Source organism: uncultured Roseobacter sp. (assembly GCF_947499265.1).
Classification (GTDB): Bacteria; Pseudomonadota; Alphaproteobacteria; order Rhodobacterales; family Rhodobacteraceae; genus Roseobacter.
Window position 1 is genome coordinate 904,093 of record NZ_CANMNK010000001.1, and the last position, 23,163, is coordinate 927,255.

Consider the following 23,163-nt stretch of genomic DNA (forward strand, 5'->3'; position numbering starts at 1 on the left):
TTCCACCAACGCCCAATCTGCTACATCACAGCTATTCAGGCAAAAGGGCCGGGCACATGTCGGATCGTTTTCGTATCACTTTGGGGCAGTTGAACCCGACGGTTGGGGACCTGAAAGGCAACGCGGTTCTGGCGCGCAAAGCCTGGGAAGCGGGGCGCGACGCGGGGGCGCAGCTGGTGGCGTTGCCGGAGATGTTCATCACCGGTTATAACGCGCAGGATCTGGTGATGCGGCGCGCGTTTCAGCTGGATGCCGCACGGGTCATCGAAGAACTGGTGGCCGAATGTGCCGACGGCCCCGCCCTGGCAATTGGCGCGCCCTGGGTGGAGGGCACGAAGCTTTACAACGGCTATCTGATCCTCAAGGGCGGCAAAATCTCAAGCCAGGTGCTGAAACATCATTTGCCGAATGAGACGGTTTTCGACGAGGTGCGTATCTTTGATGCGGGTCCATTGGGTGGCCCTTATTCCGTGGGCAATTCGCGCGTCGGATCGCCGATCTGCGAGGATGCCTGGCATGAGGACGTTGCGGAAACGCTTGCGGAGACAGGCGCGGAATTCCTTTTGGTTCCAAATGGTTCACCCTACTACAGGGGCAAGTTCGAGACCCGGTTGAACCACATGGTCGCGCGGGTCGTCGAGACGGGTTTGCCGGTCATCTACCTCAATATGGTGGGGGGGCAGGATGATCAGGTGTTTGACGGTGCCTCATTTGCGCTCAACCCCGGCGGGGTGTTGGCGGTGCAACTGCCGGTGCTGGAGGAAACGCTTTCGCACATCGATCTGGAGCGCACAGGCGAAGGCTGGCGCGTCGTTGCCGGAGAAAAAGCGGCACATCCCGACGTCTGGGAGCAGGACTACCGCGTTATGGTGACATCGCTACGGGATTATTGCCGCAAAACCGGGTTCGGCAAGGTGTTGCTGGGGTTATCGGGCGGGGTGGACTCCGCGCTCGTGGCGGCCATCGCGGTGGACGCATTGGGTGCCGATAACGTGCGCTGCGTGATGCTGCCTTCTGAATATACTTCCAAAACGTCGCTTGAGGATGCCGAGGCCGTGGCAAAGGCACTGGGCTGCCGGTACGATTATGTTCCGATCTCAGAAGGGCGTGCAGCCATCACCCAAACGCTGGCCCCTTTGTTCGAGGGGCTTGAGCCGGATTTAGCCGAGGAAAACATCCAATCGCGCCTGCGTGGGCTGTTGTTGATGGCGCTGTCGAACAAATTTGGCGAAATGCTGCTGACGACCGGCAATAAATCCGAGGTCGCGGTGGGCTATGCCACCATCTATGGCGACATGGCGGGCGGCTATAATCCGATCAAGGACCTCTATAAGACGCGTGTGTTCGAGACCTGCCGCTGGCGCAATGCCAACCATCGCGACTGGATGATGGGGCCTGCGGGTGAGGTGATCCCGCCGCGGGTCATCGAAAAACCGCCCTCTGCGGAATTACGTGCCGACCAGAAAGACAGCGACAGCCTGCCTGATTACCCCGATCTGGATGCCATGCTGGAGATTCTGGTGGATCAGGCCGGGTCGATCGAGGATTGCGTGGCCGCGGGGTTTGATCGGGATGTCGCCAAGAAGGTCGAGCATCTGATCTATATCTCCGAATACAAACGCTTCCAATCCGCGCCGGGCGCTCGGCTGACCAAAGGGGCGTTCTGGCTGGACCGACGGTACCCGATTGTGAACCGCTGGCGCGATCCATCCTGACGCACCAGGCGCCCTCGATGCTTACGCGGATGTGATTTGTCTGACGTGGCGCGACGCGCCACAGTCCGCTTGAATTTTGAGAGGACAGTTCATGCGATTATTGCCAGTGCTTGGCGTAACCCTTGGCCTTTTTGGCGCGCCTGCTGTGGCGTGCGGCCCGGATACGGATTGCCAGTTGGGCGACCGCCACTACCGCATTGCCATGCCAGAGGGCCACGATGGTGCGACACCCGTCCCGGCGCTGGTTTTCTCCCATGGGTATCGCGGATCGGCTCAGGGCGTGATGCGCAATGGCTCGCTGCGGCGCATGGCCTCAGAGATGGGGGTCGCCTTGATTGCCGTGAAGTCCCAGGACGATGATTGGGTGATCCCGAATGCGCCGCGGCATCTGGACACCGATGGTGCGGTCGAATTCGACTATTTCGATGCGGTGTTGGAGGATGCTACCAATCGTTTTGCCATCGATGCGTCGCGGATCGTGGCCACAGGGTTCAGCGCGGGCGGCATGATGACCTGGAACCTGGCCTGTTCGATGAGCGACCGCTTTGCGGGCTTCATCCCGATCTCGGGCACTTTCTGGCTGGAGCCGCCCGAGACCTGCGCCGGGCCTGTCGCCAGCATCATCCACATCCACGGCACGAGCGACCGGACGGTGCCGCTGAACGGGCGGGTGATCGGCCCTACGAAACAGGGCGAGGTCAGCGCGGCGCTGGAGATGTACCGCGACTACGGCAAGTTCGAACCGCTTGGGCAGGCGACCTATGGCGACCTGGCGTGCACCGAGGAGGACAACCTGGCGGGCGATACGCTGAAATTCTGCCTCTTTGACGGCGGGCATTCATTTCGGACGGAATTCGTCCGTTTCGCCTGGGAGCAGTTTGAGAAAGTGGGGCGGCTCTAAGCCACCGCCCCAACAGAAATCACAGCATCAGTTGGTAGCTGTGCGGCGCATAGGCGAAGCCGTCGCCGCGTTTTTCGACATAGCCGATCCCGGGCCAGGGCATGTGATAGCCGATAAAGGCGGTCTTGTCGGTCGCCATCATGTCGAGAATCCGGCGCCGGGTTGCGGCTGCTGCCGCTTTGTCCATGTCGAATTTCACTTCCCAATCGGGATGCGCGAGCGACCACACATAGTGGTTGGCAAAATCCGCACCGATGACCAGCTGGGTGCCGCCGTCTTCGACCATATAGGTCATGTGCCCGGGCGTGTGCCCAAAGGCCGCCATGGCGGTCAGCCCTGATGCCACATCACCGCCATCCTCAAGGAAGGTAAACTGATCCGCGAAGGGCTCGATCTTGGCCTTGAAGTTGTCGTTATCCGCTGTGGCCCAGGCGTCAAATTCCGCGCGGCCGGTCACGAGACGTGCGTTGCTGTAGGTCGCGGCGCCATCTTCTGTGGTCATACCGCCAATGTGGTCGCCGTGCATATGGGTGATGACCACCGCATCCACCTGATCGGCGGTGTAGCCTGCGGCCTCCAGCGCCGAAGTTGTGCCCGCAGCGGAGAGCCCGGTGTCAAAAAGCACCAGCTCGGACCCGGTGTTCACGACCGTGGGCGTGAAGAAGAACTGCGACACATCGGTGGGCAGATTGGCCTCTGCCGACACCTCGGCGAATGTATCGGCATCCACGTTGAGACCAAAGATATTGTGCGGGCCTTCGACAGCACGGGTGCCCGCAAGCAGCGTGGTGACTTCGAAGCCACCGACTTTGACCCGATTGAACGGGCTCATGCCCACGCCCTGCATCGGCGCTTCGGCGCGGGCGATCCCGGTTGTTGCAGCCGCAAGGGGCAGGGCAGCCGCACCCGCGAGTGCCGCGCGACGGGAGAGGTTGATCTGATCTGACATGATCACTTTCCTTTTGTGTTGGACTCTTCGCAAGATAGTGTGCCGTTGTATCCTGCCCATGTAAAACAGGGACAACCCGATCATTTTTTCGCGAGGAGGACCGATATGACCGACGCGCAAGACGTCCCGCGTTTCCTGAACGACGTGACACCGGAGCGGCGTCATCGCGAAGCCGCGGTCCTGAACGCGTTGTTTCAGGAGGTCACCGGCTGGCAGCCGAGGCTCTGGTCGGGCAGCATTCTGGGCTATGGCACCTATGACTACACCTATGCATCCGGTCGCTCGGGGACCTTTCTTGCGACGGGCTTTTCACCGCGCAAAGCCAGGCTTTCGGTCTACATCATGCCCGGCTACGCCGATTTCGGGCAGATTCTGGCCGATCTGGGCAAACATAAGACCGGAAAATCCTGCCTCTACATCAACAAGCTGGAGGATGTGGACATGCAGGTTCTGAAAACGCTGATCCGGGCCGGTCTCGACGATCTGGCCACCCGCTGGCCGGTGGTGCCGACATGAGGGGATCGCTGGACAATTGCACGCCCCTGTGACACCACGCGCCCCAACAGGAGACACCAGATGACCACCACCCGTTTTGCCCCGTCGCCCACCGGCTACATCCATATCGGCAACCTGCGCACGGCACTGATGAATTACCTCATCGCGCGCAAGGCGGAGGGGACATTCATCCTGCGCATCGACGACACCGATCCGGAACGCTCCAAGGAAGAATATGTTGACGGGATCAAGCAGGATCTGGAATGGCTGGGCCTGCATTGGGACCGAGTCGAGCGGCAATCCGAACGGCTTGATCGCTATGCGGCGGCGGCGGACGAACTGCGCGACAAGGCCCGGTTTTACGAGGCTTTCGAGACGCCCACCGAGCTGGACCTGAAACGCAAGAAACAACTGAACATGGGCAAACCGCCGGTTTATGATCGCGCGGCCCTGGCCCTTTCGGATGCCGAAAAGGAAACGTTGCGGGCAGACCGTGGCAATGGCGTGTGGCGGTTCAAACTGGATCACGAACGGATCGAATGGCACGACGGTATCCTGGGCGATATCTCCATCGATGCCGCCTCTGTTTCCGACCCGGTGCTCATTCGTGGGGACGGTCAGGTGCTTTATACGCTGGCCTCCGTGGTCGACGATACCGAGATGGGGGTGACCCATGTGGTGCGGGGATCCGATCACGTCACCAACACCGCCACGCAAATTCAGATCATCGAAGCGCTCGGTGGCACGGTGCCTTCTTTTGCGCATCACTCGCTGCTGACCGGACCGCAGGGCGAGGCGCTTTCCAAACGTCTGGGCACGCTTGCCTTGCGCGACCTGCGCGAACAAGGCGTCCAGCCCATGGCGCTGCTGAGCCTGATGGCGCGGTTGGGGTCGAGCGACCCGGTAGAGCTGCGTGCGGAGATGGCCGAGCTGATCGACGGCTTTGACATTGGCCGTTTTGGCTCAGCGCCGACAAAATTCGACGTGGAAGATCTCTTCCCGCTGACCGCCCGTCACCTTGCGGGCCTGCCATTGGAGGCCGTGCAGGACACGCTCACCGACGCAGGTGTGCCCGCCGAGAAAGCCGCGCAATTCTGGGCGGTCACCCGCGAAAACATCACGACGCTGAAAGACCTCGCCCCCTGGTGGGTGATGATGCGCGACGGGGCGGAGCCGGAAATTGACGCCGAAGATGCCGAGTTTGTGGCTGAAGCGATGAAACTGCTGCCTGAAGCGCCATTTGACGACCAAACCTGGGCCAGCTGGACGGCGGAGGTCAAAGCGGCCACCGGGCGCAAGGGGCGTGGTCTTTTCATGCCGCTGCGCAAAGCGCTCACCGGGCAGGCGCAGGGGCCGGATATGTCTGCGCTGATGCCGCTCCTGCAAGTGGTCAAGGCGCGGGGATGAGCACACGGCCCGCACGACAGGCTGCGGGCCATGGCTGACGCTCAGGCAAAGTTCCTGACCGGCAATCTTTTTCGCCACATCACCGTGATGGCGATGACCTCCTCCCTGGGGCTCATGGCGATCTTCGCCGTTGATTTCATCGACATGATTTTCATCGCGATGCTGGGCAAGGCCGAATTGGCCGCTGCTGTGGGCTATGCGGCGGCGATTTTGTTTTTCAATACGTCCTTTGGCATTGGCATGGCCATTGCGGCGGGCGCTCTGGTGGCCCGCTCGCTTGGGGCCGGAACCCCGGAGCTGGCTGAAGAGCGTAAGACCCACGCGCTGATCTACGGCGCGGCCTTCGGGATCATGTTCGCCGGTGCGGTCTGGATAAACCTTCCCGCGCTCGTTGCGTTGATCGGCGCGCGTGGTGAGACCGCCGCGCTGGCGCTGTCTTATCTGCAAATCACGGTACCGGGCCTGCCATTTTTGATGGTCGGAATTATGGGGGGCGCAATCCTGCGCGCGCATGGAGATGCGCGTCGTGCGATGATGGCGACCATCTGGGGTGGGCTGGTCAATGCCATTCTCGACCCGATCCTGATTTTCGGACTGGGTCTGGAACTGACCGGGGCGGCCCTTGCATCGGTGTCCGCGCATATTGTGATCGCGATCACGGCCCTTGTGCCCATCATCAAACACTATGGTGGTGTCAGGCGTCCGAAACCCGCTGGCATGGCGCGTGACTTTCTGCCGATTGTGGCGATCGCCTTTCCGGCCATTCTGACCCAACTGGCAACCCCGGTGGGCCAGGCCATCGTCACCCGCACGATGGCCCAATTCGGCGAGGCTGCCGTGGCCGGCATGGCCATTGTCGGGCGGCTGACCCCGCTGTCTTTCGGGATCATATTTGCCCTGTCAGGCGCGGTGGGTCCCATCCTGGGCCAGAATTTCGGAGCCAAGGACCACCAGCGTGTGCGCAAGGGGTTCAACAACGCTGTCCTGTTCACGGGAATCGTTATTGTGCTGGTCTCCACGATCCTCTTTGCGCTGCGGTCGCAGATTGCAGACCTCTTTGATGCGACAGGTGTGACGCGCGATCTCGTATTTCTCTTTTGCGGGCCGCTGTCGCTGCTCTTTTTCTTCAACGGTGTGCTGTTTGTCGGCAATGCCGCTTTCAACAACATGGGCCGCCCGTTCTATTCCACCTTCCTGAATTGGGGGCGCAATACTGTTGGGTTGGTGCCTCTGGTCTTGCTGGGCGCGGGGCTTTTGGGGCCTGCGGGTGTGCTGATCGGCCAGGCCGTGGCCGGGGTGATCTTTGGGGTGATCGCCTGGGCGCTTGCACGGCGGGTCATTGCGCAGGCCATGGCGCGCCCGGAGCCTGTCGAAAAATCAGAATTCGGGCGGCAGGGGCGCCTCATATCGCTGCTTCACCTGCGCCGATAACCGATCCAGATGATCGTCGACCAACGCGGTTTGCGCCTTGGTCAGAACCTGATGGCGGGGGTAGATCGGATCTGCACGGTCGTTGACAATGGGGGTATCCCACCCGTCCGTCGTGTCGAAAAAGGCTTTGACGCCGGTTTCGCCAAAGACCTCATGGAACCCTTGCACAACGACGTCGAGATAGCTAAGCAGGATCATGTGGCTGTCGCGTTCAAGCTGGTGCTCGGGCGCTACCGAATAGATCGCGATATCCGGCTGAAGCGGGTGGTCATGATCCACCGCATGGCTCGCCGCGACACGGGCATATCCGCTTTCCCGCGCATCGAGCGCGGCCCAGTCCGCGCCCGGCACCGCCGCAATCAACCCCTGAATGCTGTGTCCGGGGGCGCGCACGCCGGTCAGCAGCACCACACCGAATCGCGGCGTGGCCACCCAGGCCCTGCGCCAGCCGTTCAATGTGGCCGGGCGCGGGTCCGGGTAGTCATGGCTCTTTGTGTTAACAAGGCTACCGTAGCCAAAGAAATAAGGGTCTTCCATTAGAGTCTCATACCGGATTTTCGCGCAGTCAAACATTATGGTGAGGGCGGCACAAGAGACCTTGACCGATCCGCATACTTGCGCATACCGTCTGCGCACATCCCGCCCGGGAGAACCGGCTGCAAAGCCGGTGCCGAAGGAGCAACCGCCCCGGAAACTCTCAGGCCACCGGACCGTGCGGGACTGCAAAACTCTGGAGAGAGGTGCCCGATGAGGTGCCCGCCGAAGGGATAACGATCTCAGGCGAAAAGACAGAGGGGGCATCGAAGCGTGCAGATCGCACGTGTCAGATGCCGGTGTTTTAATCACACAATGACCGGCGCAAGGGAGAGGCCGGATGAGTGAGTTGCTAAAGACGCCGCTGTTTTCGCTGCATGAAAGCCTGGGCGCGAAAATGGTGCCCTTTGCGGGCTATGCGATGCCGGTGCAATACCCGATGGGCGTGATGCAGGAACACCTGCACACCCGCAGCGGGGCGGGGCTCTTTGATGTGAGCCACATGGGGCAAGTGATCCTGTCCGGTCCGTCCTGGGAGGCGGTGGCCCTGGCGTTTGAGGCGCTGGTGCCAATGGATGTGCTGGGGCTGGCCGATGGGCGTCAGCGCTACGGTCTTTTCACCAATGAGGCCGGGGGCATTGAGGATGACCTGATGTTCGCGCGTCGGGGCGACACGCTTTTTGTGGTGGTGAATGCGGCCTGCAAGGGCGCGGATATGGCGCGGATGCGCGCGGGTCTGCCGGATGAGATTACCGTTGAGGAATTGACGGATCGGGCGCTAATCGCGCTTCAGGGTCCGGGTGCCGCCGACGCGCTGGCCGGTCTGGATGCGCGTGCGGCGGACATGCGTTTCATGGATGTCACCGACCTCACGCTGGGCGGTCATGAGGTCTGGGCGTCACGCTCCGGATATACCGGTGAAGATGGGTATGAGATCTCTGTCGCGGCGCAGGATGCCGACGCCCTGGCGCGAACCCTGCTGGCGCTGGAGGGCGTTGCGCCCATTGGTCTGGGCGCGCGGGATTCTCTGCGGTTGGAAGCAGGCCTCTGTCTCTATGGAAACGACATTGATACCCGTACCGACCCGGTTTCCGCCGGTCTCAGCTGGGCCATTCAGAAGGTGCGGCGGCGCGGCGGGGAGCGTGAGGGTGGCTTTCCGGGCGCTGCGCAGGTTTTGGAGGCGTTCGCAAACGGACCCGACCAGCGCCGTGTCGGGCTGAAACCAGAAGGCCGCGCGCCGATGCGGGCAGGTGTCGAAATTTTCGAAACGGCAGAAGGTGGCGCACCGATTGGTGCCGTGACCTCAGGCGGGTTTGGACCAACCGTAGAGGGCCCGGTTGCCATGGGTTATGTGATGGCCAACCATGCAGTGCACGGCACGCAGCTCTTTGGCGAGGTGCGGGGCAAGCGTTTGCCGGTCGAGGTGGTCAAACTGCCGTTTGTTCCGGCCAATTTCAAACGATGATCAACAGGAGATGAAGCAATGAAATTCACCGAAGAGCACGAGTGGCTGCGCGAAGAAGACGGGGTCATGGTTGTGGGCATCACCATCCACGCAGCCGAGCAGCTGGGTGATGTCGTGTTTGTGGAACTGCCCGAAGAAGGCACCACGGTCAGCAAGGATGATGAGGTTGTGGTGATCGAATCCGTCAAGGCGGCCAGTGATATTCTGGCGCCCGTGGATGGCGAGATTGTCGAGGTGAATGCGGCGCTGACGGATAACCCGGCCATGGTGAATGACGACCCGCAGGGCGAGGCGTGGTTTTTCAAGATGTCGGTGAGCGATGCCAGCCAGATGGACGAATTCATGGATGAAGCGGGCTATCAGAAGTTCATCGCGTAGGCGCGTGGTGAGAGGGCCGGAGCCTCCGGCGGGGATATTTTAGGCCAGAAGAAACCTGCGTGTCAGGGAAGGGAGCCAAGCCATGGTGTATAAGCCGACCGAATACTTGCCATACGATTTTGCCAACAGGCGGCACATCGGGCCGTCGCCCTCCGAGATGGCGGAGATGCTGGGGGTTGTGGGCGCCGAGACGCTGGACGCGCTGATGGATGATACCTTGCCGCCCGCGATCCGGCAGAAGGACCCGTTGGACTTTGGCAAGGCGATGTCGGAGCGCGAGGTGCTGGAGCATATGCGCAAGACGGGTGCGCAGAACAAGGTGCTCACGTCGCTGATCGGGCAGGGCTATCACGGTACGGTCACACCCCCTGCGATCCAGCGGAATATCCTGGAGAACCCGGCATGGTACACCGCCTACACACCGTATCAGCCTGAGATTTCACAGGGGCGACTGGAGGCGCTGTTGAATTTCCAGACCATGGTCACGGATCTGACCGGGCTGGAGATCGCCAATGCGTCCTTGCTGGATGAGGCAACAGCCTGTGCCGAGGCGATGACGATGGCGCAGCGCGTGGCAAAGTCCAAAGCGAAGGCGTTTTTCGTGGATCGCGATTGCCATCCGCAAAACATCGCGGTGATAAAAACGCGGGCGGCCCCCCTGGCGATCGAAGTGATTGTCGGAAAGCCCTCCAGGATGGACGCCACGGCGGTCTTTGGTGCGATCTTCCAGTATCCCGGCACCTACGGCCATGTGCACGACTTCACGGATCACATGGCGGCATTGCATGCAGCGGGGGCAATCGGGATCGTTTCCGCGGACCCGCTGGCGTTGACGCTGCTGAAAGAGCCCGGCGCGATGGGGGCGGATATCGCTGTGGGCTCGACGCAACGGTTTGGTGTGCCGGAAGGATATGGCGGACCGCACGCGGCCTATATGGCCTGTCGGGATGCTTATAAACGCGCCATGCCCGGTCGGATTGTGGGCGTTTCCGTGGATAGCAAGGGGAACCGCGCGTATCGGCTGTCGCTGCAGACACGGGAGCAACATATTCGGCGGGAGAAGGCGACCTCGAATGTCTGTACCGCGCAGGCTTTGCTGGCGGTGATGGCGTCGATGTATGCCGTTTTCCATGGGCCGGAGGGGCTGAAAGCGATTGCGCAGCGCATCCACCGCAAAACCGTGCGGTTGGCTAAAGGGTTGGAGGCTGCGGGCTTTAAGGTCGATCCGCGCGCTTGTTTCGACACGATTACCGTGGATGTGGGGCCCTTGCAGTCGGCGGTTCTGAAATCGGCGGTGGATGAGGGGATCAACCTGCGCCGTGTTGGCGAAACCCGCGTTGGGATCACACTGGATGAGCGCTGCAAGCCGGCGACGGTGGAGGCCGTCTGGCGGGCCTTTGGGGTGGTGCGCGAGGACAAAGATTTCAAGCCGGACTACCGGTTTCCTGAGGAAATGCTGCGCAGCTCGGGTTTCCTGACCCATCCGATTTTCCACATGAACCGGGCAGAGACCGAGATGATGCGCTATATGCGGCGGCTGGCGGATCGTGATTTGGCGCTGGACCGGGCGATGATCCCGCTGGGGTCTTGTACGATGAAGCTGAATTCTGCCGCCGAGATGATGCCCGTGAGCTGGCGCGAGTTTTCCCTTATCCATCCCTACGCACCCGCTGATCAGGCCAAGGGGTACAAGATCATGATCGACGATCTGAGTGCCAAGCTCTGTGACATCACAGGGTATGATGCGATCTCCATGCAGCCCAATTCCGGGGCTCAGGGGGAATATGCGGGGCTGCTGACAATCGCCGGATATCATCGCAGTCAGGGCGAGGCGCACCGCAACATCTGCCTCATCCCCATGAGTGCACATGGGACAAATCCGGCCTCGGCGCAGATGGTCGGGTGGAAAGTGGTTGTGGTGAAATCTGCTGACAATGGCGACATTGACCTTGAAGATTTCCGCAGCAAGGCGGCGCAGCACAGTGAGAACCTTGCTGCCTGCATGATCACCTATCCCTCCACCCATGGCGTTTTCGAAGAGACGGTCACCGAAGTTACCAAGATCACCCATGATCATGGCGGTCAGGTCTATATCGACGGCGCCAATATGAATGCGATGGTCGGCCTTAGCCGGCCGGGCGATCTGGGTGGGGATGTGAGCCACCTGAACCTGCACAAGACCTTCTGCATCCCGCATGGCGGCGGTGGTCCCGGGATGGGGCCGATCGGGGTGAAATCGCATCTTGTCCCGCATTTGCCCGGCTCTCCAACAGAGGGCGAGGGCGCTGTTTCGGCGGCACCCTTCGGGTCACCCTCCTTGCTGCCCATCAGCTGGGCTTACTGTTTGATGATGGGCGGGGATGGTCTGACCCAGGCGACCCGGGTTGCGATCCTGAATGCCAATTACATCGCCAAGCGGCTCGAAGGTGCATTCGACGTTCTCTACAAGGGGCCGTCCGGGCGCGTGGCGCATGAATGCATCATCGATGTGCGCCCGTTTGAGGCCAGTGCCCATGTGACCGTCGAAGACATCGCCAAACGCCTGATCGACTGCGGCTTTCACGCGCCAACAATGAGTTGGCCGGTGGCGGGCACGCTGATGGTCGAACCGACGGAAAGCGAGACCAAGGCAGAGCTGGACCGGTTCTGCGATGCAATGCTGGCCATTCGTGCCGAAATCGCTGCTGTTGAGGCGGGTCAGATCGATGCGGAAAACAATCCGCTGAAGAACGCACCGCATACGGTCGAAGATCTTGTCGGGGATTGGGAGCGGCCCTACAGCCGTGAGCAGGGGTGCTTTCCGCCGGGTGCTTTTCGGGTAGACAAGTACTGGCCTCCTGTAAACCGTGTCGACAATGTCTACGGCGACCGGCATCTGGTATGTACCTGCCCGCCCATGGAAGACTACGCCGAAGCTGCGGAATAGGGGGCGCTGCCCCCGACCCTTTGGGTCTCCCCCGGGATATTTTGGCCAGAAGAAACGGCTTTTTAACCATCCTTGGGCAGCATCGATATGCGGAACAGGCGGGGACGCCGATGGCCGTGCCAGGAGAAGCAACATGTTTCTCGAGCAGGGAGCGGTTCGCGCCACTCCCTGTTTCTTCTGGCTCTAAATATCCCCGCCGGAGGCATTAATTCTCTTTATTCCTTTGCCCTCAGAACGCGAGCCGGTTTGCTGTTTACCGGCCCCCATGCAAAGGCGAGGCTTGCGAGCAGGGTGCTGAGAATGCCGCCGCAGATGATCGCCAGGGCGTAGGACCAAATGATGGTGAAATCCGTATCCATGATGTAGGTGCTGACGGCCCATCCCCCCGCAATACCCGCGGCCAATGCCACAAGTCCCGCCAAGAGGCCCAGAAGCGCGGAACGCAAAGCAAAACTCACCAGGATATTGCGGCGTGTGGTTCCCAGTGTTTTCAGCACTGCGGCCTCATAGACGCGCGCATTTGTGCCTGCGGAGGCTGCGCCGATCAGGACGAGGAACCCGGTCAAAAGGGTAGCTGCCGCGCCATAAGAGGTGGCGGCGGCCAGCCCGCTGAGCACATCGGCAACGCGGTCGATGGCGTCGCGTACACGTACGGCGGTAATGTTGGGATAGCGGCTGCTGAGATCGCGCAAGATCTGAGCTTCGGCCTCTTCTTCTGCGTAGACGGTTGAAATGAAGCTGTGGGGTGCGCCGGACAGGGCGGAGGGGTTCATCGCCAGGATGAAGCCGATCCCGGCGGTGGAGAAATCCACTTCGCGAAAGCTGGAAATCGTGCCGGTGATGTCGCGCCCGAGAATGTTGATGGTCAGCGTATCGCCGATGTTCAGGCCCATCTCTGCGGCTTCTTCTGCGGCAAAGCTGATCAGCGGGGGGCCGTTGTAATCTTCTTCCCACCACGACCCGGCGGTCAGGCGCGTGTTTTCCGGCATCGGGCCAGCGTATGTGACCCCCCGATCGCCCTGAAGTACCCAATGATCGCCCGCAACATCGCGGGCCGGTTGATCGTTGATGCGGGTGATGATGCCGCGCAGCATCGGCGCGGATTGTATGCGTTTGACCGCCTGGTCGTTGGCCAGACGGTCGGTATAGCCATCGATCTGGTCTTTCTGGATGTCGACAAAGAAGTAGGAGGGGGCCACGGCAGGCAGGTTCCCTGTGATGGCATTGCGCAGGTTGCCGTCAATTTGACCCACCGCGGCCAGCACCGACAGGCCGAGACCAAGGGACAGAACAACGGAAGCCGCCCCTTCACGCGGATCGGCGATGGCGGCCAGAGCCCACCGCAACTGAGGTTTGCCGCGGGCGACCCGTCCGCCCCGCCGCGATAGCATCCGGATCAGAAAGGCGGCCCCGGTCAGCAATAGCAGTGCGCCCGCAATGCCGCCGGCGGTCCAGAGTGTCAGCCACCAGGATCCCGAAAACCAACCGGCAAAGCCGAGCAGCAAGACAAGCGCCGCCGCAGTCATAACCAGATATCGAAGGGCCGGTAGTTTGCGCCCGGCGCTCAGCGCATCCCGAAAAAGTGTCGCGGCCCGGATGTCTTCCGCACGGGCCAGTGGCCAGAGGGTGAAAAGGAACGCCGTCAGCAGGCCATAAAGAACAGCCTCCAGCAGCGGGGCCGGATAGAGCGCAAAGGCGGCGGGAATGGGGAGGCGCGCCTCGATCAATGGTGCCAGCACAAGCGGCGCAACCCCGCCCAAGAGCACGCCGATGCCGACGCCCAGCACCGACAGCAGCCCGATTTGCAGGAAATAGGTCTCAAAGATCGTCGCGCGGTCGGCGCCAAGCGTCCTGAGTGTGGCGATCACATTGGTTTTGCTGGCCATGTAGGCGCGCACGGCCGAAGATACGCCCACACCCCCGACGGCGAGACCGGAGAGGCCGACAAGCACCAGAAAGGCCCCCAGACGGTCTACGAACTCGGAGATCCCCGGCGCGCCATTGCGGGCATCGGTCCAGCGCATCCCGGTGTCTTCAAACCGGGTCTGGGCCTCTCTCTTGAGCGCGGCCAGATCAGCGTTTTCCGGCAGTTTCAGCCGGTATTTGGTTGAAAATAACGTGCCAGGTGCAAGGAGCGTCGAGTTCTCGAGGCTGGGGGTGCGCACGATGGTGCGGGGGCCAAGGGCAAACCCACCCGCTGCGCTGTCGGGTTCGCGCGCCAGCAGCGCGGTCAATCGGAAGGTCTGTGTGCCAAGGCGGAAAGTGTCGCCAACGCTGATGCCCAGACGGTCCACCAGAACCCGCTCCATCACCGCGCCGGGTAGGCCACCTTGATCCGCGAGCGCTGCTTCCAGTGGGATGTCCGGCTCCAGCACAACGCTTCCGACCAGGGGGTAGGCGTCGTCCACGGCTTTGATCTGCGTCAGGCCGCGCTCTGCCGTGTCCCCGTCACCCACCACGGCCATGGAACGAAAATCCACGATTTCGGACAGGCGCACGGCGGTCTCAGCCATCCAGTCTTGTTCTTCCTCCGTGGCAAAACGGTAGGTGAAATCCATCTCGGCATCCCCGCCCAGAAGGGCTGCCCCTTCCCGTTCAAGGCCCGCCTCGATGCTGGAGCGGACCGATCCGACGGCGGCGATGGCCGCGACCCCAAGGGCAAGACAGGCCAGAAAAATGCGAAAGCCCCGCAACCCTCCGCGCAACTCGCGCCGGGCGAATTTCGACGCGATGCGCAGGCTCATTCGGCGGCCCGTTCCAGAGGGGCGATCCGGCCATCGGTGAGGCGGATGACACGATCACAGCGCGCGGCAAGGCTTTGGCTATGGGTGACCAGCACCAGCGTGGCACCATGCCTGTCCCGCAGCCCGAAAAGCAGATCGATGATCGCTGTGCCGTTCGCGCCATCGAGATTGCCCGTAGGTTCATCCGCCAAAAGGATGTCGGGGCGCGGGGCTGAGGCGCGGGCCAGAGCGACACGCTGCTGTTCGCCGCCGGACATTTGCGACGGGTAATGATCGGCGCGGTGTGCCAGACCGACCTCGGCCAGCTCCGCCTGGGCCTTGGCAAAGGCATCTGCGTCACCCGCCAGTTCGAGCGGGGTGGCCACGTTTTCCAACGCGGTCATGGTCGGGATCAGATGGAAGGATTGGAACACCACGCCCATGTGATCGCGGCGAAACCGCGCCAGCGCATCCTCGCTCATATCGGTCAGGTCGTGGCCCAGAGCCGTGACCGTGCCGCCGGTGGCACGTTCCAGTCCGCCCATCAGCATCAGCAATGATGACTTGCCGGAGCCGGAAGGGCCAATCAGCCCCAGGCTCTCGCCCTTGTGAACTTCCAGCGAAATGCCATGCAGAATATCCACCCGCCCGGCATTGCCATCCAGCGATAATGCCGCATCATTGAGAGAGAATACTGGATCGGTCATAAAGCAAGTCACCTTTGGTCGGTATACGTGTGGCATATGGAGGCTGGATCAAGATGCACAAGGTTGTGATGGGGATCGCGCTGGCATGGCCTGTGGCGGCGCATGCGGATGAGGTGGTGATTGCGGCGCTTGGCGATAGCCTGACGCAAGGCTACGGGCTGGTCGCCGAGCAGGGGTTTGTGCCGCAACTGCAGGCCTGGCTCGACGGGCAGGGGGCCGAGGTGCGCCTGATTAACGCGGGCGTCTCTGGTGATACCACAGCGGGGGGCTTGAGCCGGGTGGCCTGGACGCTGACGCCGGAGGTGGACGCAATGATCGTGGCGCTGGGGGCGAATGATCTGCTGCGCGGGATCGATCCTACGGTCAGCCGCGCCAATCTCGATGGTATTTTACAGGCCGCGGATGCGGCACAGGTTGATGTGTTGCTTGTGGGCATGGAAGCACCGGGGAATTTCGGGCCGGAATACAAGGCGGAATTTGACGCAATGTATCCGGACCTCGCGCGCGATTACGATACGCTTTTCGCGGCGCGTTTCTTTGACGGATTGGCGGCAGAGGGAAGCGACCTGGCCTCTGTGCGCGATGATATGCAGCCCGACGGTATTCATCCGAATGCGGAGGGCGTGGCCAAGATCGTTGCAGCCCTTGGGCCGGAAGTCTTGAAATTGATTGCAAGGGCAGAGGAGTAAGCCGCGATGCCGGGACGCTTCTTTCTTACGTCGCCGATCGCGGATGTGGCCCGCGCCCTGGATCAGGATGTGCGTCCGGTTGCGGATGAACCTGTCCGGCATAACGTGTCCCCGGGGCAGGATATTGTGACCCTGACGCAGAAGGGATTGCAGCGCATGCGCTGGGGCATTGTCCCGGTGGGTCGGGTCGATGCACGCGGGCGTCCGGTGATGCAGACCCTGATCAACGCCCGCAGCGAAACGGTATTTGAAAAAGTCACTTTCCGCGGCACGGGCCGGGCGGTGGTGCCTCTGGACGGATGGTACGAATGGACCGGCGAGAAGCGCCGCAAAACCCCATGGGCCATCACGCCAAAATCGGGTGGATTCCTGTTTTTTGCCGCGATCACCGACCGCTGGCAGGGACCGGGCGGCGTTGAGGTGGATCAGGTGGCGACCCTGACCTGCGCGCCCTCTGCGGATGTAGTGGACATTCATCACCGCATGGGCGTGATTTTGGAAAAGGACGACATCGGAGCTTGGCTGACCGGGTCACAGGACGCGGTGAAGCCCCTGTTCAAACCCTGGCCTGCCGGTCGTCTGCGGGTCGAAGAAGCTGTTGGTGTGGATTGGAGTGGACCCTGAGCCCACAAAAAACGGGCACCAGAGCGCCCGTTTGCATAAGTCATGATGGGGGTGATCAGGCCAGAGCGAGGTTTCCCGCACTCTCGCGACCATCCCGGCCGGCTTCAACGTCGAATGTGACTTTCTGGTTGTCGGCGAGCCCTGTCAGGCCTGCGCGTTCCACTGCAGAGATATGCACAAAGATGTCTTTGCCGCCACCGTCAGGGGCGATAAAGCCGTAGCCTTTGGTTGTGTTAAACCATTTCACGGTGCCTGTGGCCATTCCCGTGTCTCCTATAAAATGCTGCCCGCGGAATGCGGCAACCTGGCTCGGTCGAAAGCAGATCGAATGACTGGCCGGAAGGAGCTAGTGGTCGATAGTTCGTCGCGTCGCGGTTTCGATATTGAAGCAGGTGCCCCCAAAATCAAGTCAATTTCTGATGACAGCGGCGCACACGATTGCATCGGCAACTTCCCGCCAGCCGTGTATTGCCCGGCTTTTGTGCAGGGCAGTATTTTGTGCGGGCGGAATTAAATTTTACCAGTTGATAAAAAAATGATTCCGTGAGAGCGTTTTAATAAATGACAAGCCAGAATGGGGAAAACCATGTCCAGCGATACATTTACACCCGGAATTGTGCCCGGACGACTGGATGACGCGGCCTATGCCGAGCAGTTTTCCGATCTGCACCCGCCCCTCGATCCGCATGAGGCGCTGGTGGCCGCGGACCGCTGCTATTTCTGCCATGACGCGCCCTGTATCACGGCCTGTCCCACAGACATCGATATCCCACTGTTTATCCGTCAGATTGCGACAGGCACCCCGGATGCGGCGGCCAAGACGATTCTGAGCCAGAACATCATGGGCGGGATGTGTGCCCGGGTCTGCCCGACCGAACAGCTATGCGAAGAGGCCTGCGTCCGCGAGCTTGCCGAGGGCAAACCAGTGTTGATCGGACAGTTGCAGCGCTATGCGACCGATCATTTGCAGGATCAGGGCATTCACCCTTTCTCCCGAGCCGCGGCGACCGGTAAAACGGTTGCCGTGGTGGGGGCGGGGCCAGCTGGCCTGAGTTGCGCGCACCGTTTGGCAATGTTGGGCCATGATGTCGTGGTCTATGACGCCCGGCCCAAGGCCGGCGGGCTCAACGAATACGGGATTGCGACCTACAAAACGGTTGAGGGCTTTGCGCAGGCTGAGGTGGACTGGCTGTTGCAGATCGGCGGTATCCGGATCGAATATGGCAAGGCATTGGGCCGCGAAGAGACGCTCGAGAGCCTGCGCAGCGGGTATGACGCGGTGTTCCTCGGCATGGGCCTGGGCGGCGTGAATGCATTGGGAGCCGATGGCGCGCAAAAAGAGGGCGTGGTGAACGCTGTCGATTTCATCGCCGAATTGCGTCAGGCCGAGGACGTCGCACAGGTGCCCGTAGGGCGCGACGTGGTGGTCATCGGCGGTGGCATGACGGCGATTGATGCAGCCGTGCAAGCCAAGCTGCTGGGCGCGCTGAATGTAACGCTGGTCTATCGGCGGGGCCGTGATCGGATGAACGCCAGTGTGTTTGAACAGGATCTGGCCGCCAGCAAGGGAGTGCGGATCGTCACCCATGCGGTGCCCACGGCGGTCATCGGCAATGGCGCGGTGCGGGAGATTGAATTTGACTACGTGGATGACGCGATGACCCCCACAGGCCAAACCTTGAGGCTGGCTGCGGATCAGGTGTTTCGGGCCATTGGCCAGACGCTGGTGGGTGACGGATTGCCCGCGCTGGACGGGCGCAAGATCCAGGTGGATGCGGCTGGTCGGACATCGGTCGAAGGCGTTTGGGCGGGGGGTGATTGTGCCGCTGGGGGAGATGATCTGACGGTCACAGCGGTGGCCGAAGGACGTGATGCGGCCATGGACATTCACGCGACACTGACAGGAGCGGTGGGCTTGAACCCCGCTCTACGAAAGGAAGGCATATGGCTGATCTGACAAGCGAATTCGTAGGCATCAAGAGCCCAAATCCGTTCTGGTTGGCCTCCGCGCCGCCGACGGACAAGGAATACAACGTGCGGCGCGCCTTTGATGCGGGCTGGGGCGGCGTGGTCTGGAAGACGCTCGGGCTTGACCCGCATGTGGTGAACGTGAACGGGCCCCGCTATGGCGCAATTTATGGCGCAGAGCGGCGGCTTTTGGGGCTCAACAATATTGAGCTGATCACCGACCGACCGCTGCAGACCAACCTTGATGAGATTAAGGTTGTGAAGCGCGATTATCCGGATCGGGCGATGATTGTGTCACTCATGGTGCCTTGCGAAGAGGAGCCTTGGAAATTCATCCTGCCGCTCGTGGAAGACACTGGCGCGGATGGCGTCGAGCTGAACTTCGGCTGTCCGCATGGGATGTCAGAGCGCGGGATGGGTTCCGCTGTGGGACAAGTACCGGAATACATTGAGATGGTAACGCGGTGGGTCAAAGCCAACACGCGGATGCCGGTGATCGTGAAGCTGACACCCAACATCACCGATATTCGCAAACCTGCCGAGGCGGCGATGAAGGGCGGTGCCGATGCGGTCTCGCTGATCAACACGATCAATTCGATCACGAGCGTTGATCTGGACCTCTTTGCGCCGGAGCCGACGATTGACGGCAAGGGCGCGCATGGTGGCTATTGCGGGCCTGCGGTGAAACCTATTGCGCTGAACATGGTGGCAGAAATCGCACGTGACCCCGCGTTGGGGCAGGTCCCAATCTCAGGCATCGGCGGGATCACCACCTGGCGCGATGCGGCGGAGTTCATGGCGCTTGGGGCTGGCAATGTGCAGGTCTGCACAGCGGCCATGACCTATGGGTTCAAGATCGTGCAGGAGATGATCAGCGGATTGTCCGATTACATGGACAGCAAGGGTCTGAGTTCAGTCGATGAGATCGTCGGCCGCGCTGTGCCCAATGTCACGGACTGGCAGCATCTGAACCTGAATTACATCGCCAAGGCGAAGATCAATCAGGACCTGTGTATTTCCTGCGGGCGCTGCTTTGCGGCCTGCGAAGATACCTCGCATCAGGCGATCGCAATGTCCGAAGATCGGACATTTACCGTCATCGACGAAGAATGCGTGGCCTGTAACCTCTGCGTTAATGTGTGCCCGGTAGAGGCGTGCATCACGATGGAGGCCATGGCGCCGGGGCTGGTCGACCCACGCACCGGCAAAGTGGTGGAGCCTGACTACGCAAACTGGACCACCCATCCGAATAATCCCGCGGCCAAAGCCGCGGAATAGGCTCAGCCGTCATCGCGTTTGAGAATGGGCGCGGTGGGCAGCGGATCAGGCATGGCCTGCGCACGTTCCTCGGCGCGTCGCATCGCAGCTTCGGCGGCACGTTCTGCTATGCGGTCGGCCTCACGGGCGGCTTGTAACTCCTTGGATTCCGCTTTTAGTTCAGCCTGTTGGGCTAGGTATTCAGCGGTTGGCCCTGACTGAGCCTGCGCGTCGACAACCGATTTTGGCGCTGCCTCGACAGGCAGCATGGCGACGCGACCGCGCTTGAGGAGGGCTGCAATCTGCGCGCCCCCTGTGCCGGTTCCATTGCCCGCGCCCTGACCGGAATGATCAGATGTCATATTGGTGGATCCGCCGGATTTTGCGTCAGAAACGGGTTTGCTGACGGCGAGGCCGGCGTCTTGCCCCTCTTGCGTGGCCGGCACGGGCTGGGGCGCATATGGGCTGATCAGGGATATTGCACTCATGGTTCGCTCCGATCTTTAACGTCATCTGAAGCCGCCACCCGTAACTATTAATGCGAAATGAATATTAACGAGGCTTTAACGTCCGCGCCCAATTTGGTTTGCGGTTAACAAGTGTTTAAGGGCGCAGCAATCGGGTGAACATCGCCTCAAGATACTGCGCGGCACCCTCGTGGCCATTGGGGTCATCCCGCAGCAAAACCTGCACCTGTGCCGCAAAATCGGCGTAGTGCTGGGTTGTTGCCCAGATCGAGAAGATCAGGTGGCGCGGGTCCACGGTGGTCAAGGATCCCTGATCCATCCACGATTGGATGACAGCGCATTTTTCTTCGAACAGGGGCTGCAAACCGGATTGCAGATGCGGGGCCATACGCGGCGCACCCTGCAGGATTTCCCCGGCAAAAAGACGGCTCTCACGCGGCAGATCGCGCGCCATGTCAAGCTTGCGCTGCACATAGCTGAGGATTTCCTGCAAGGGATCGCCATCGGGGTCGAGCGTCACCAAGGGTTCCAGCCAGGTTTCCATCAGCTGATTGAGCAGGGTGACGTGGATCTCTTCCTTGCCATCGAAATAGTAGAGAATATTCGGCTTGCTCAGCCCCGCAGCCTCGGCAATCTGGTCCAGCGTCGCGCCGCGATAGCCGTGCATGGAGAAGACATCGAGCGCGGCATCAAGGATCCGCCGCCGATTGCGTTGCTGGATGCGGCTGGGTTTCTTGTCGGCGCCGTCAGGCAAGGGCGGTATCTCCGGAAAGGGGCTGCTGCAAAAACTGGCATTTTGGAATGTGAAGATACACTCCCACGGGAAACCCGCAAAAGGAAGTCTTGACTTGGCATACCCTAATCGCAATCGTGTCTTTACCAAATGGTAAAAATTATCATTGGTCAAAAAAAGCACCGCCAGGAAGGACCCCAGCCATGCCCGCGCCCGGACAGAACCTGAAGATCAATCCAGACAGGCTCTGGGACAGCCTGATGGAGATGGCAAAGATCGGGCCCGGTGTGGCAGGTGGCAACAACCGCCAGACGCTGACGGATGAGGATGGCGAAGGGCGCGCGCTGTTTCAAAGCTGGTGCGAGGCAGCAGGCTGCGAGATGGGGCTCGATCAGATGGGCAACATGTTTGCGTGGCGTGACGGTGCAGACCCCAATGCGCTCCCCGTTTACGTGGGCAGCCATCTCGATACACAGCCCACGGGCGGCAAATATGATGGCGTTTTGGGGGTGCTTGGCGGGCTGGAGATCATCCGCACGCTGAACGATCTGAACGTACAGACCAAGCATCCGATTGTGGTGACGAATTTCACCAATGAGGAGGGCACGCGCTACGCCCCCGCGATGCTGTCCTCGGGTGTTTTTGCGGGCATTCACACGCAGGACTGGGCCTATGATCGCGTCGACGCGGAAGGTAAAAAATTCGGCGATGAGCTGCAGCGGATCGGCTGGCGCGGTGAAGAAGAAGTGGGTGCTCGCAAGATGCACGCGTTCTTCGAGCTGCACATCGAACAAGGGCCTATTCTGGAAGCCGAAGGCAAGGATATCGGTGTGGTCACCCACGGGCAGGGGCTGTCCTGGACTGAAGTGACGATCACGGGCAAAGACAGTCACACCGGCTCGACCCCGATGCCGATGCGCAAGAATGCGGGCCTGGGCATGGCGCGGGTCTTGGAAAAGGTGGACGAGATTGCCTGGTCGCATAAACCCCACGCGGTGGGGGCTGCGGGGCATATCGATGTCTACCCGAATTCGCGTAATGTGATCCCGGGCAAGGCGGTTTTCACTGTGGACTTCCGGTCCCCCGATCTGAGCGTGATCGAAGATATGGAGGCGCGGCTGCGGGTCGAGGGTCAGAAGATCGCGGACGACATGGGCCTGGAAATTGCCTTTGAAAAAGTAGGTGGTTTTGATCCGGTGGCCTTTGACGAGGGCTGCGTCACCGCGATACGCTCGGCGGCGGAGCGGTTGGGCTACACCCATAGGGACCTGATTTCCGGTGCCGGACATGATGCCTGTTGGATCAACCGCGTGGCGCCCACGGCGATGGTGATGTGCCCCTGTGTTGATGGCTTGAGCCACAATGAGGCGGAGGAAATCTCCAAGGATTGGGCCATGGCGGGCACCGATGTGCTACTGCATGCGGTGGTCGAAACGGCGGAGATCGTGGGGTGATTGCGCCTGATATGACAGTGCGGGATCGCATTTCCGCGCTGATTGAAGCAGAGCTGCAAGAGGCTGAAGCTGGCAGTGACGAGATGTTGCGCAAGACCGCGCATGCGCTGCGTGCCGTCCTTTGTACCCCGCGTGAGACACAGGTGAATTTCTCCGGCGGGCTTGTGCAGCGGTGTTGGAGTGTGACGCGGGGCGATGGGGACTATAGCGTGATCTACATGCCGGTTGCGGGATATTTCGCGCTCTGCGTGGAGAGTGATTTCGGACCGTTGGACATTGGGGTGCATGGGTCTGCTTTGGGATGTTTCGGGTCTGTCTGAGAGCCGGACATTGGCGTATT

The 23,163-nt window shown here is 61.1% G+C and carries 21 protein-coding genes and 1 riboswitch; of the genes, 14 read left to right on the forward strand and 7 right to left on the reverse strand.

Annotated features, from left to right (window positions below; genetic code table 11):
- The first annotated feature begins 56 nt into the window (after positions 1 to 56).
- Positions 57 to 1,715, forward strand: coding sequence for an NAD+ synthase (locus Q1A63_RS04290; RefSeq protein WP_298969494.1), 1,659 nt, complete (start codon positions 57 to 59; stop codon positions 1,713 to 1,715).
- Positions 1,716 to 1,806: 91 nt separating this feature from the next.
- Positions 1,807 to 2,616 carry a prolyl oligopeptidase family serine peptidase gene (locus Q1A63_RS04295; protein WP_298969495.1) on the forward strand — a complete coding sequence of 270 codons (810 nt, stop codon included), beginning with the start codon at positions 1,807 to 1,809 and terminating at the stop codon, positions 2,614 to 2,616.
- Between the two features lie 19 nt (positions 2,617 to 2,635).
- On the opposite strand, the gene Q1A63_RS04300 is transcribed toward Q1A63_RS04295, so the two are convergent.
- Positions 2,636 to 3,565 carry an MBL fold metallo-hydrolase gene (locus Q1A63_RS04300; RefSeq protein ID WP_298969496.1) on the reverse strand — a complete coding sequence of 310 codons (930 nt, stop codon included), beginning with the start codon at positions 3,563 to 3,565 and terminating at the stop codon, positions 2,636 to 2,638.
- Positions 3,566 to 3,670: 105 nt separating this feature from the next.
- On the opposite strand from Q1A63_RS04300, the gene Q1A63_RS04305 reads away from it, so the two are divergent.
- Genes Q1A63_RS04305 through Q1A63_RS04315 form a run of 3 tightly spaced genes read left to right on the forward strand, consistent with a single transcriptional unit; the run spans position 3,671 to position 6,898 of the window.
- Positions 3,671 to 4,081: a DUF1801 domain-containing protein gene (locus Q1A63_RS04305; protein WP_298969497.1), complete on the forward strand. Its 411-nt coding sequence runs from the start codon at positions 3,671 to 3,673 to the stop codon at positions 4,079 to 4,081.
- A 60-nt stretch (positions 4,082 to 4,141) separates the two neighbouring features.
- Positions 4,142 to 5,467 carry a glutamate--tRNA ligase gene (gene gltX / locus Q1A63_RS04310; protein WP_298969498.1) on the forward strand — a complete coding sequence of 442 codons (1,326 nt, stop codon included), beginning with the start codon at positions 4,142 to 4,144 and terminating at the stop codon, positions 5,465 to 5,467.
- Positions 5,468 to 5,497: 30 nt separating this feature from the next.
- Positions 5,498 to 6,898, forward strand: a complete 1,401-nt coding sequence (locus Q1A63_RS04315) for an MATE family efflux transporter (protein WP_298969499.1) — start codon at positions 5,498 to 5,500, stop codon at positions 6,896 to 6,898.
- On the opposite strand, the gene Q1A63_RS04320 is transcribed toward Q1A63_RS04315, so the two are convergent.
- On the reverse strand, positions 6,845 to 7,435 hold the full coding sequence (locus Q1A63_RS04320) for a gamma-glutamylcyclotransferase family protein (RefSeq protein ID WP_298969500.1): 591 nt from the start codon (positions 7,433 to 7,435) through the stop codon (positions 6,845 to 6,847). The genes Q1A63_RS04315 and Q1A63_RS04320 overlap by 54 nt on opposite strands.
- 97 nt (positions 7,436 to 7,532) lie before the next feature.
- A riboswitch (glycine riboswitch) is annotated at positions 7,533 to 7,621 on the forward strand.
- Between the two features lie 151 nt (positions 7,622 to 7,772).
- Here Q1A63_RS04320 and gcvT point away from each other — a divergent pair.
- The 3 genes from gcvT to gcvP all read left to right on the forward strand — a co-directional run bounded on the left by gcvT (position 7,773) and on the right by gcvP (position 12,201).
- Positions 7,773 to 8,897, forward strand: a complete 1,125-nt coding sequence (gene gcvT, locus Q1A63_RS04325; RefSeq protein WP_298969501.1) for a glycine cleavage system aminomethyltransferase GcvT — start codon at positions 7,773 to 7,775, stop codon at positions 8,895 to 8,897.
- Between the two features lie 18 nt (positions 8,898 to 8,915).
- Positions 8,916 to 9,275 carry a glycine cleavage system protein GcvH gene (gene gcvH / locus Q1A63_RS04330; protein WP_298969502.1) on the forward strand — a complete coding sequence of 120 codons (360 nt, stop codon included), beginning with the start codon at positions 8,916 to 8,918 and terminating at the stop codon, positions 9,273 to 9,275.
- A gap of 82 nt (positions 9,276 to 9,357) precedes the next feature.
- Entirely contained in the window at positions 9,358 to 12,201 is a 2,844-nt protein-coding gene (gcvP, locus tag Q1A63_RS04335; RefSeq protein WP_298969503.1) for an aminomethyl-transferring glycine dehydrogenase, read from the forward strand.
- Between the two features lie 215 nt (positions 12,202 to 12,416).
- Here the strand turns inward: gcvP and Q1A63_RS04340 are convergent, their stop codons facing one another.
- A complete protein-coding gene (locus Q1A63_RS04340) occupies positions 12,417 to 14,945 on the reverse strand; it encodes an FtsX-like permease family protein (RefSeq protein ID WP_299630792.1) in 2,529 nt (842 codons plus the stop codon).
- Positions 14,942 to 15,631, reverse strand: a complete 690-nt coding sequence (locus Q1A63_RS04345; RefSeq protein ID WP_298969505.1) for an ATP-binding cassette domain-containing protein — start codon at positions 15,629 to 15,631, stop codon at positions 14,942 to 14,944. Before Q1A63_RS04345 ends, Q1A63_RS04340 begins: the two co-directional genes overlap by 4 nt.
- Positions 15,632 to 15,684: 53 nt before the next feature.
- On the opposite strand from Q1A63_RS04345, the gene Q1A63_RS04350 reads away from it, so the two are divergent.
- Positions 15,685 to 16,320 carry an arylesterase gene (locus Q1A63_RS04350; protein WP_298969506.1) on the forward strand — a complete coding sequence of 212 codons (636 nt, stop codon included), beginning with the start codon at positions 15,685 to 15,687 and terminating at the stop codon, positions 16,318 to 16,320.
- A gap of 6 nt (positions 16,321 to 16,326) precedes the next feature.
- Positions 16,327 to 16,944 (forward strand): SOS response-associated peptidase, encoded by a 618-nt coding sequence (locus Q1A63_RS04355; protein WP_298969507.1) that lies wholly within the window; start codon positions 16,327 to 16,329, stop codon positions 16,942 to 16,944.
- 55 nt (positions 16,945 to 16,999) lie between these two features.
- Here the strand turns inward: Q1A63_RS04355 and Q1A63_RS04360 are convergent, their stop codons facing one another.
- Positions 17,000 to 17,206, reverse strand: a complete 207-nt coding sequence (locus tag Q1A63_RS04360) for a cold-shock protein (RefSeq protein ID WP_159977586.1) — start codon at positions 17,204 to 17,206, stop codon at positions 17,000 to 17,002.
- A gap of 324 nt (positions 17,207 to 17,530) precedes the next feature.
- Here Q1A63_RS04360 and Q1A63_RS04365 point away from each other — a divergent pair, with 324 nt between their 5' ends.
- Entirely contained in the window at positions 17,531 to 18,901 is a 1,371-nt protein-coding gene (locus tag Q1A63_RS04365; RefSeq protein WP_298969508.1) for an NAD(P)-dependent oxidoreductase, read from the forward strand.
- A complete protein-coding gene (preA, locus tag Q1A63_RS04370; protein WP_298969509.1) occupies positions 18,889 to 20,190 on the forward strand; it encodes an NAD-dependent dihydropyrimidine dehydrogenase subunit PreA in 1,302 nt (433 codons plus the stop codon). The genes Q1A63_RS04365 and preA overlap by 13 nt, the downstream gene beginning before the upstream one ends.
- A gap of 2 nt (positions 20,191 to 20,192) precedes the next feature.
- Here the strand turns inward: preA and Q1A63_RS04375 are convergent, their stop codons facing one another.
- Both Q1A63_RS04375 and Q1A63_RS04380 read right to left on the reverse strand, forming a co-directional pair.
- A complete protein-coding gene (locus Q1A63_RS04375) occupies positions 20,193 to 20,657 on the reverse strand; it encodes a hypothetical protein (RefSeq protein ID WP_298969510.1) in 465 nt (154 codons plus the stop codon).
- Between the two features lie 115 nt (positions 20,658 to 20,772).
- Positions 20,773 to 21,390 (reverse strand): TetR family transcriptional regulator C-terminal domain-containing protein, encoded by a 618-nt coding sequence (locus Q1A63_RS04380; RefSeq protein WP_298969511.1) that lies wholly within the window; start codon positions 21,388 to 21,390, stop codon positions 20,773 to 20,775.
- Positions 21,391 to 21,572: 182 nt separating this feature from the next.
- On the opposite strand from Q1A63_RS04380, the gene Q1A63_RS04385 reads away from it, so the two are divergent.
- Together Q1A63_RS04385 and Q1A63_RS04390 are read left to right on the forward strand one after the other, a co-directional pair.
- Positions 21,573 to 22,823, forward strand: a complete 1,251-nt coding sequence (locus Q1A63_RS04385; RefSeq protein WP_298969512.1) for a Zn-dependent hydrolase — start codon at positions 21,573 to 21,575, stop codon at positions 22,821 to 22,823.
- 11 nt (positions 22,824 to 22,834) lie between these two features.
- Positions 22,835 to 23,143 carry a hypothetical protein gene (locus Q1A63_RS04390; RefSeq protein ID WP_299630797.1) on the forward strand — a complete coding sequence of 103 codons (309 nt, stop codon included), beginning with the start codon at positions 22,835 to 22,837 and terminating at the stop codon, positions 23,141 to 23,143.
- Positions 23,144 to 23,163: the final 20 nt, after the last annotated feature.

What these genes read in the sequence shown, in the direction of transcription:
- Q1A63_RS04290 (WP_298969494.1), top strand. Translation starts at nt 57, where the DNA reads ATGTCGGATCGTTTTCGTATCACTTTGGGGCAGTTGAACCCGACGGTT.
- Q1A63_RS04295 (WP_298969495.1), top strand. Translation starts at nt 1,807, where the DNA reads ATGCGATTATTGCCAGTGCTTGGCGTAACCCTTGGCCTTTTTGGCGCG.
- Q1A63_RS04300 (WP_298969496.1), bottom strand. Translation starts at nt 3,565, where the DNA reads ATGTCAGATCAGATCAACCTCTCCCGTCGCGCGGCACTCGCGGGTGCG.
- Q1A63_RS04305 (WP_298969497.1), top strand. Translation starts at nt 3,671, where the DNA reads ATGACCGACGCGCAAGACGTCCCGCGTTTCCTGAACGACGTGACACCG.
- gltX (WP_298969498.1), top strand. Translation starts at nt 4,142, where the DNA reads ATGACCACCACCCGTTTTGCCCCGTCGCCCACCGGCTACATCCATATC.
- Q1A63_RS04315 (WP_298969499.1), top strand. Translation starts at nt 5,498, where the DNA reads ATGGCTGACGCTCAGGCAAAGTTCCTGACCGGCAATCTTTTTCGCCAC.
- Q1A63_RS04320 (WP_298969500.1), bottom strand. Translation starts at nt 7,435, where the DNA reads ATGGAAGACCCTTATTTCTTTGGCTACGGTAGCCTTGTTAACACAAAG.
- gcvT (WP_298969501.1), top strand. Translation starts at nt 7,773, where the DNA reads ATGAGTGAGTTGCTAAAGACGCCGCTGTTTTCGCTGCATGAAAGCCTG.
- gcvH (WP_298969502.1), top strand. Translation starts at nt 8,916, where the DNA reads ATGAAATTCACCGAAGAGCACGAGTGGCTGCGCGAAGAAGACGGGGTC.
- gcvP (WP_298969503.1), top strand. Translation starts at nt 9,358, where the DNA reads ATGGTGTATAAGCCGACCGAATACTTGCCATACGATTTTGCCAACAGG.
- Q1A63_RS04340 (WP_299630792.1), bottom strand. Translation starts at nt 14,945, where the DNA reads ATGAGCCTGCGCATCGCGTCGAAATTCGCCCGGCGCGAGTTGCGCGGA.
- Q1A63_RS04345 (WP_298969505.1), bottom strand. Translation starts at nt 15,631, where the DNA reads ATGACCGATCCAGTATTCTCTCTCAATGATGCGGCATTATCGCTGGAT.
- Q1A63_RS04350 (WP_298969506.1), top strand. Translation starts at nt 15,685, where the DNA reads ATGCACAAGGTTGTGATGGGGATCGCGCTGGCATGGCCTGTGGCGGCG.
- Q1A63_RS04355 (WP_298969507.1), top strand. Translation starts at nt 16,327, where the DNA reads ATGCCGGGACGCTTCTTTCTTACGTCGCCGATCGCGGATGTGGCCCGC.
- Q1A63_RS04360 (WP_159977586.1), bottom strand. Translation starts at nt 17,206, where the DNA reads ATGGCCACAGGCACCGTGAAATGGTTTAACACAACCAAAGGCTACGGC.
- Q1A63_RS04365 (WP_298969508.1), top strand. Translation starts at nt 17,531, where the DNA reads ATGTCCAGCGATACATTTACACCCGGAATTGTGCCCGGACGACTGGAT.
- preA (WP_298969509.1), top strand. Translation starts at nt 18,889, where the DNA reads ATGGCTGATCTGACAAGCGAATTCGTAGGCATCAAGAGCCCAAATCCG.
- Q1A63_RS04375 (WP_298969510.1), bottom strand. Translation starts at nt 20,657, where the DNA reads ATGAGTGCAATATCCCTGATCAGCCCATATGCGCCCCAGCCCGTGCCG.
- Q1A63_RS04385 (WP_298969512.1), top strand. Translation starts at nt 21,573, where the DNA reads ATGCCCGCGCCCGGACAGAACCTGAAGATCAATCCAGACAGGCTCTGG.
- Q1A63_RS04390 (WP_299630797.1), top strand. Translation starts at nt 22,835, where the DNA reads ATGACAGTGCGGGATCGCATTTCCGCGCTGATTGAAGCAGAGCTGCAA.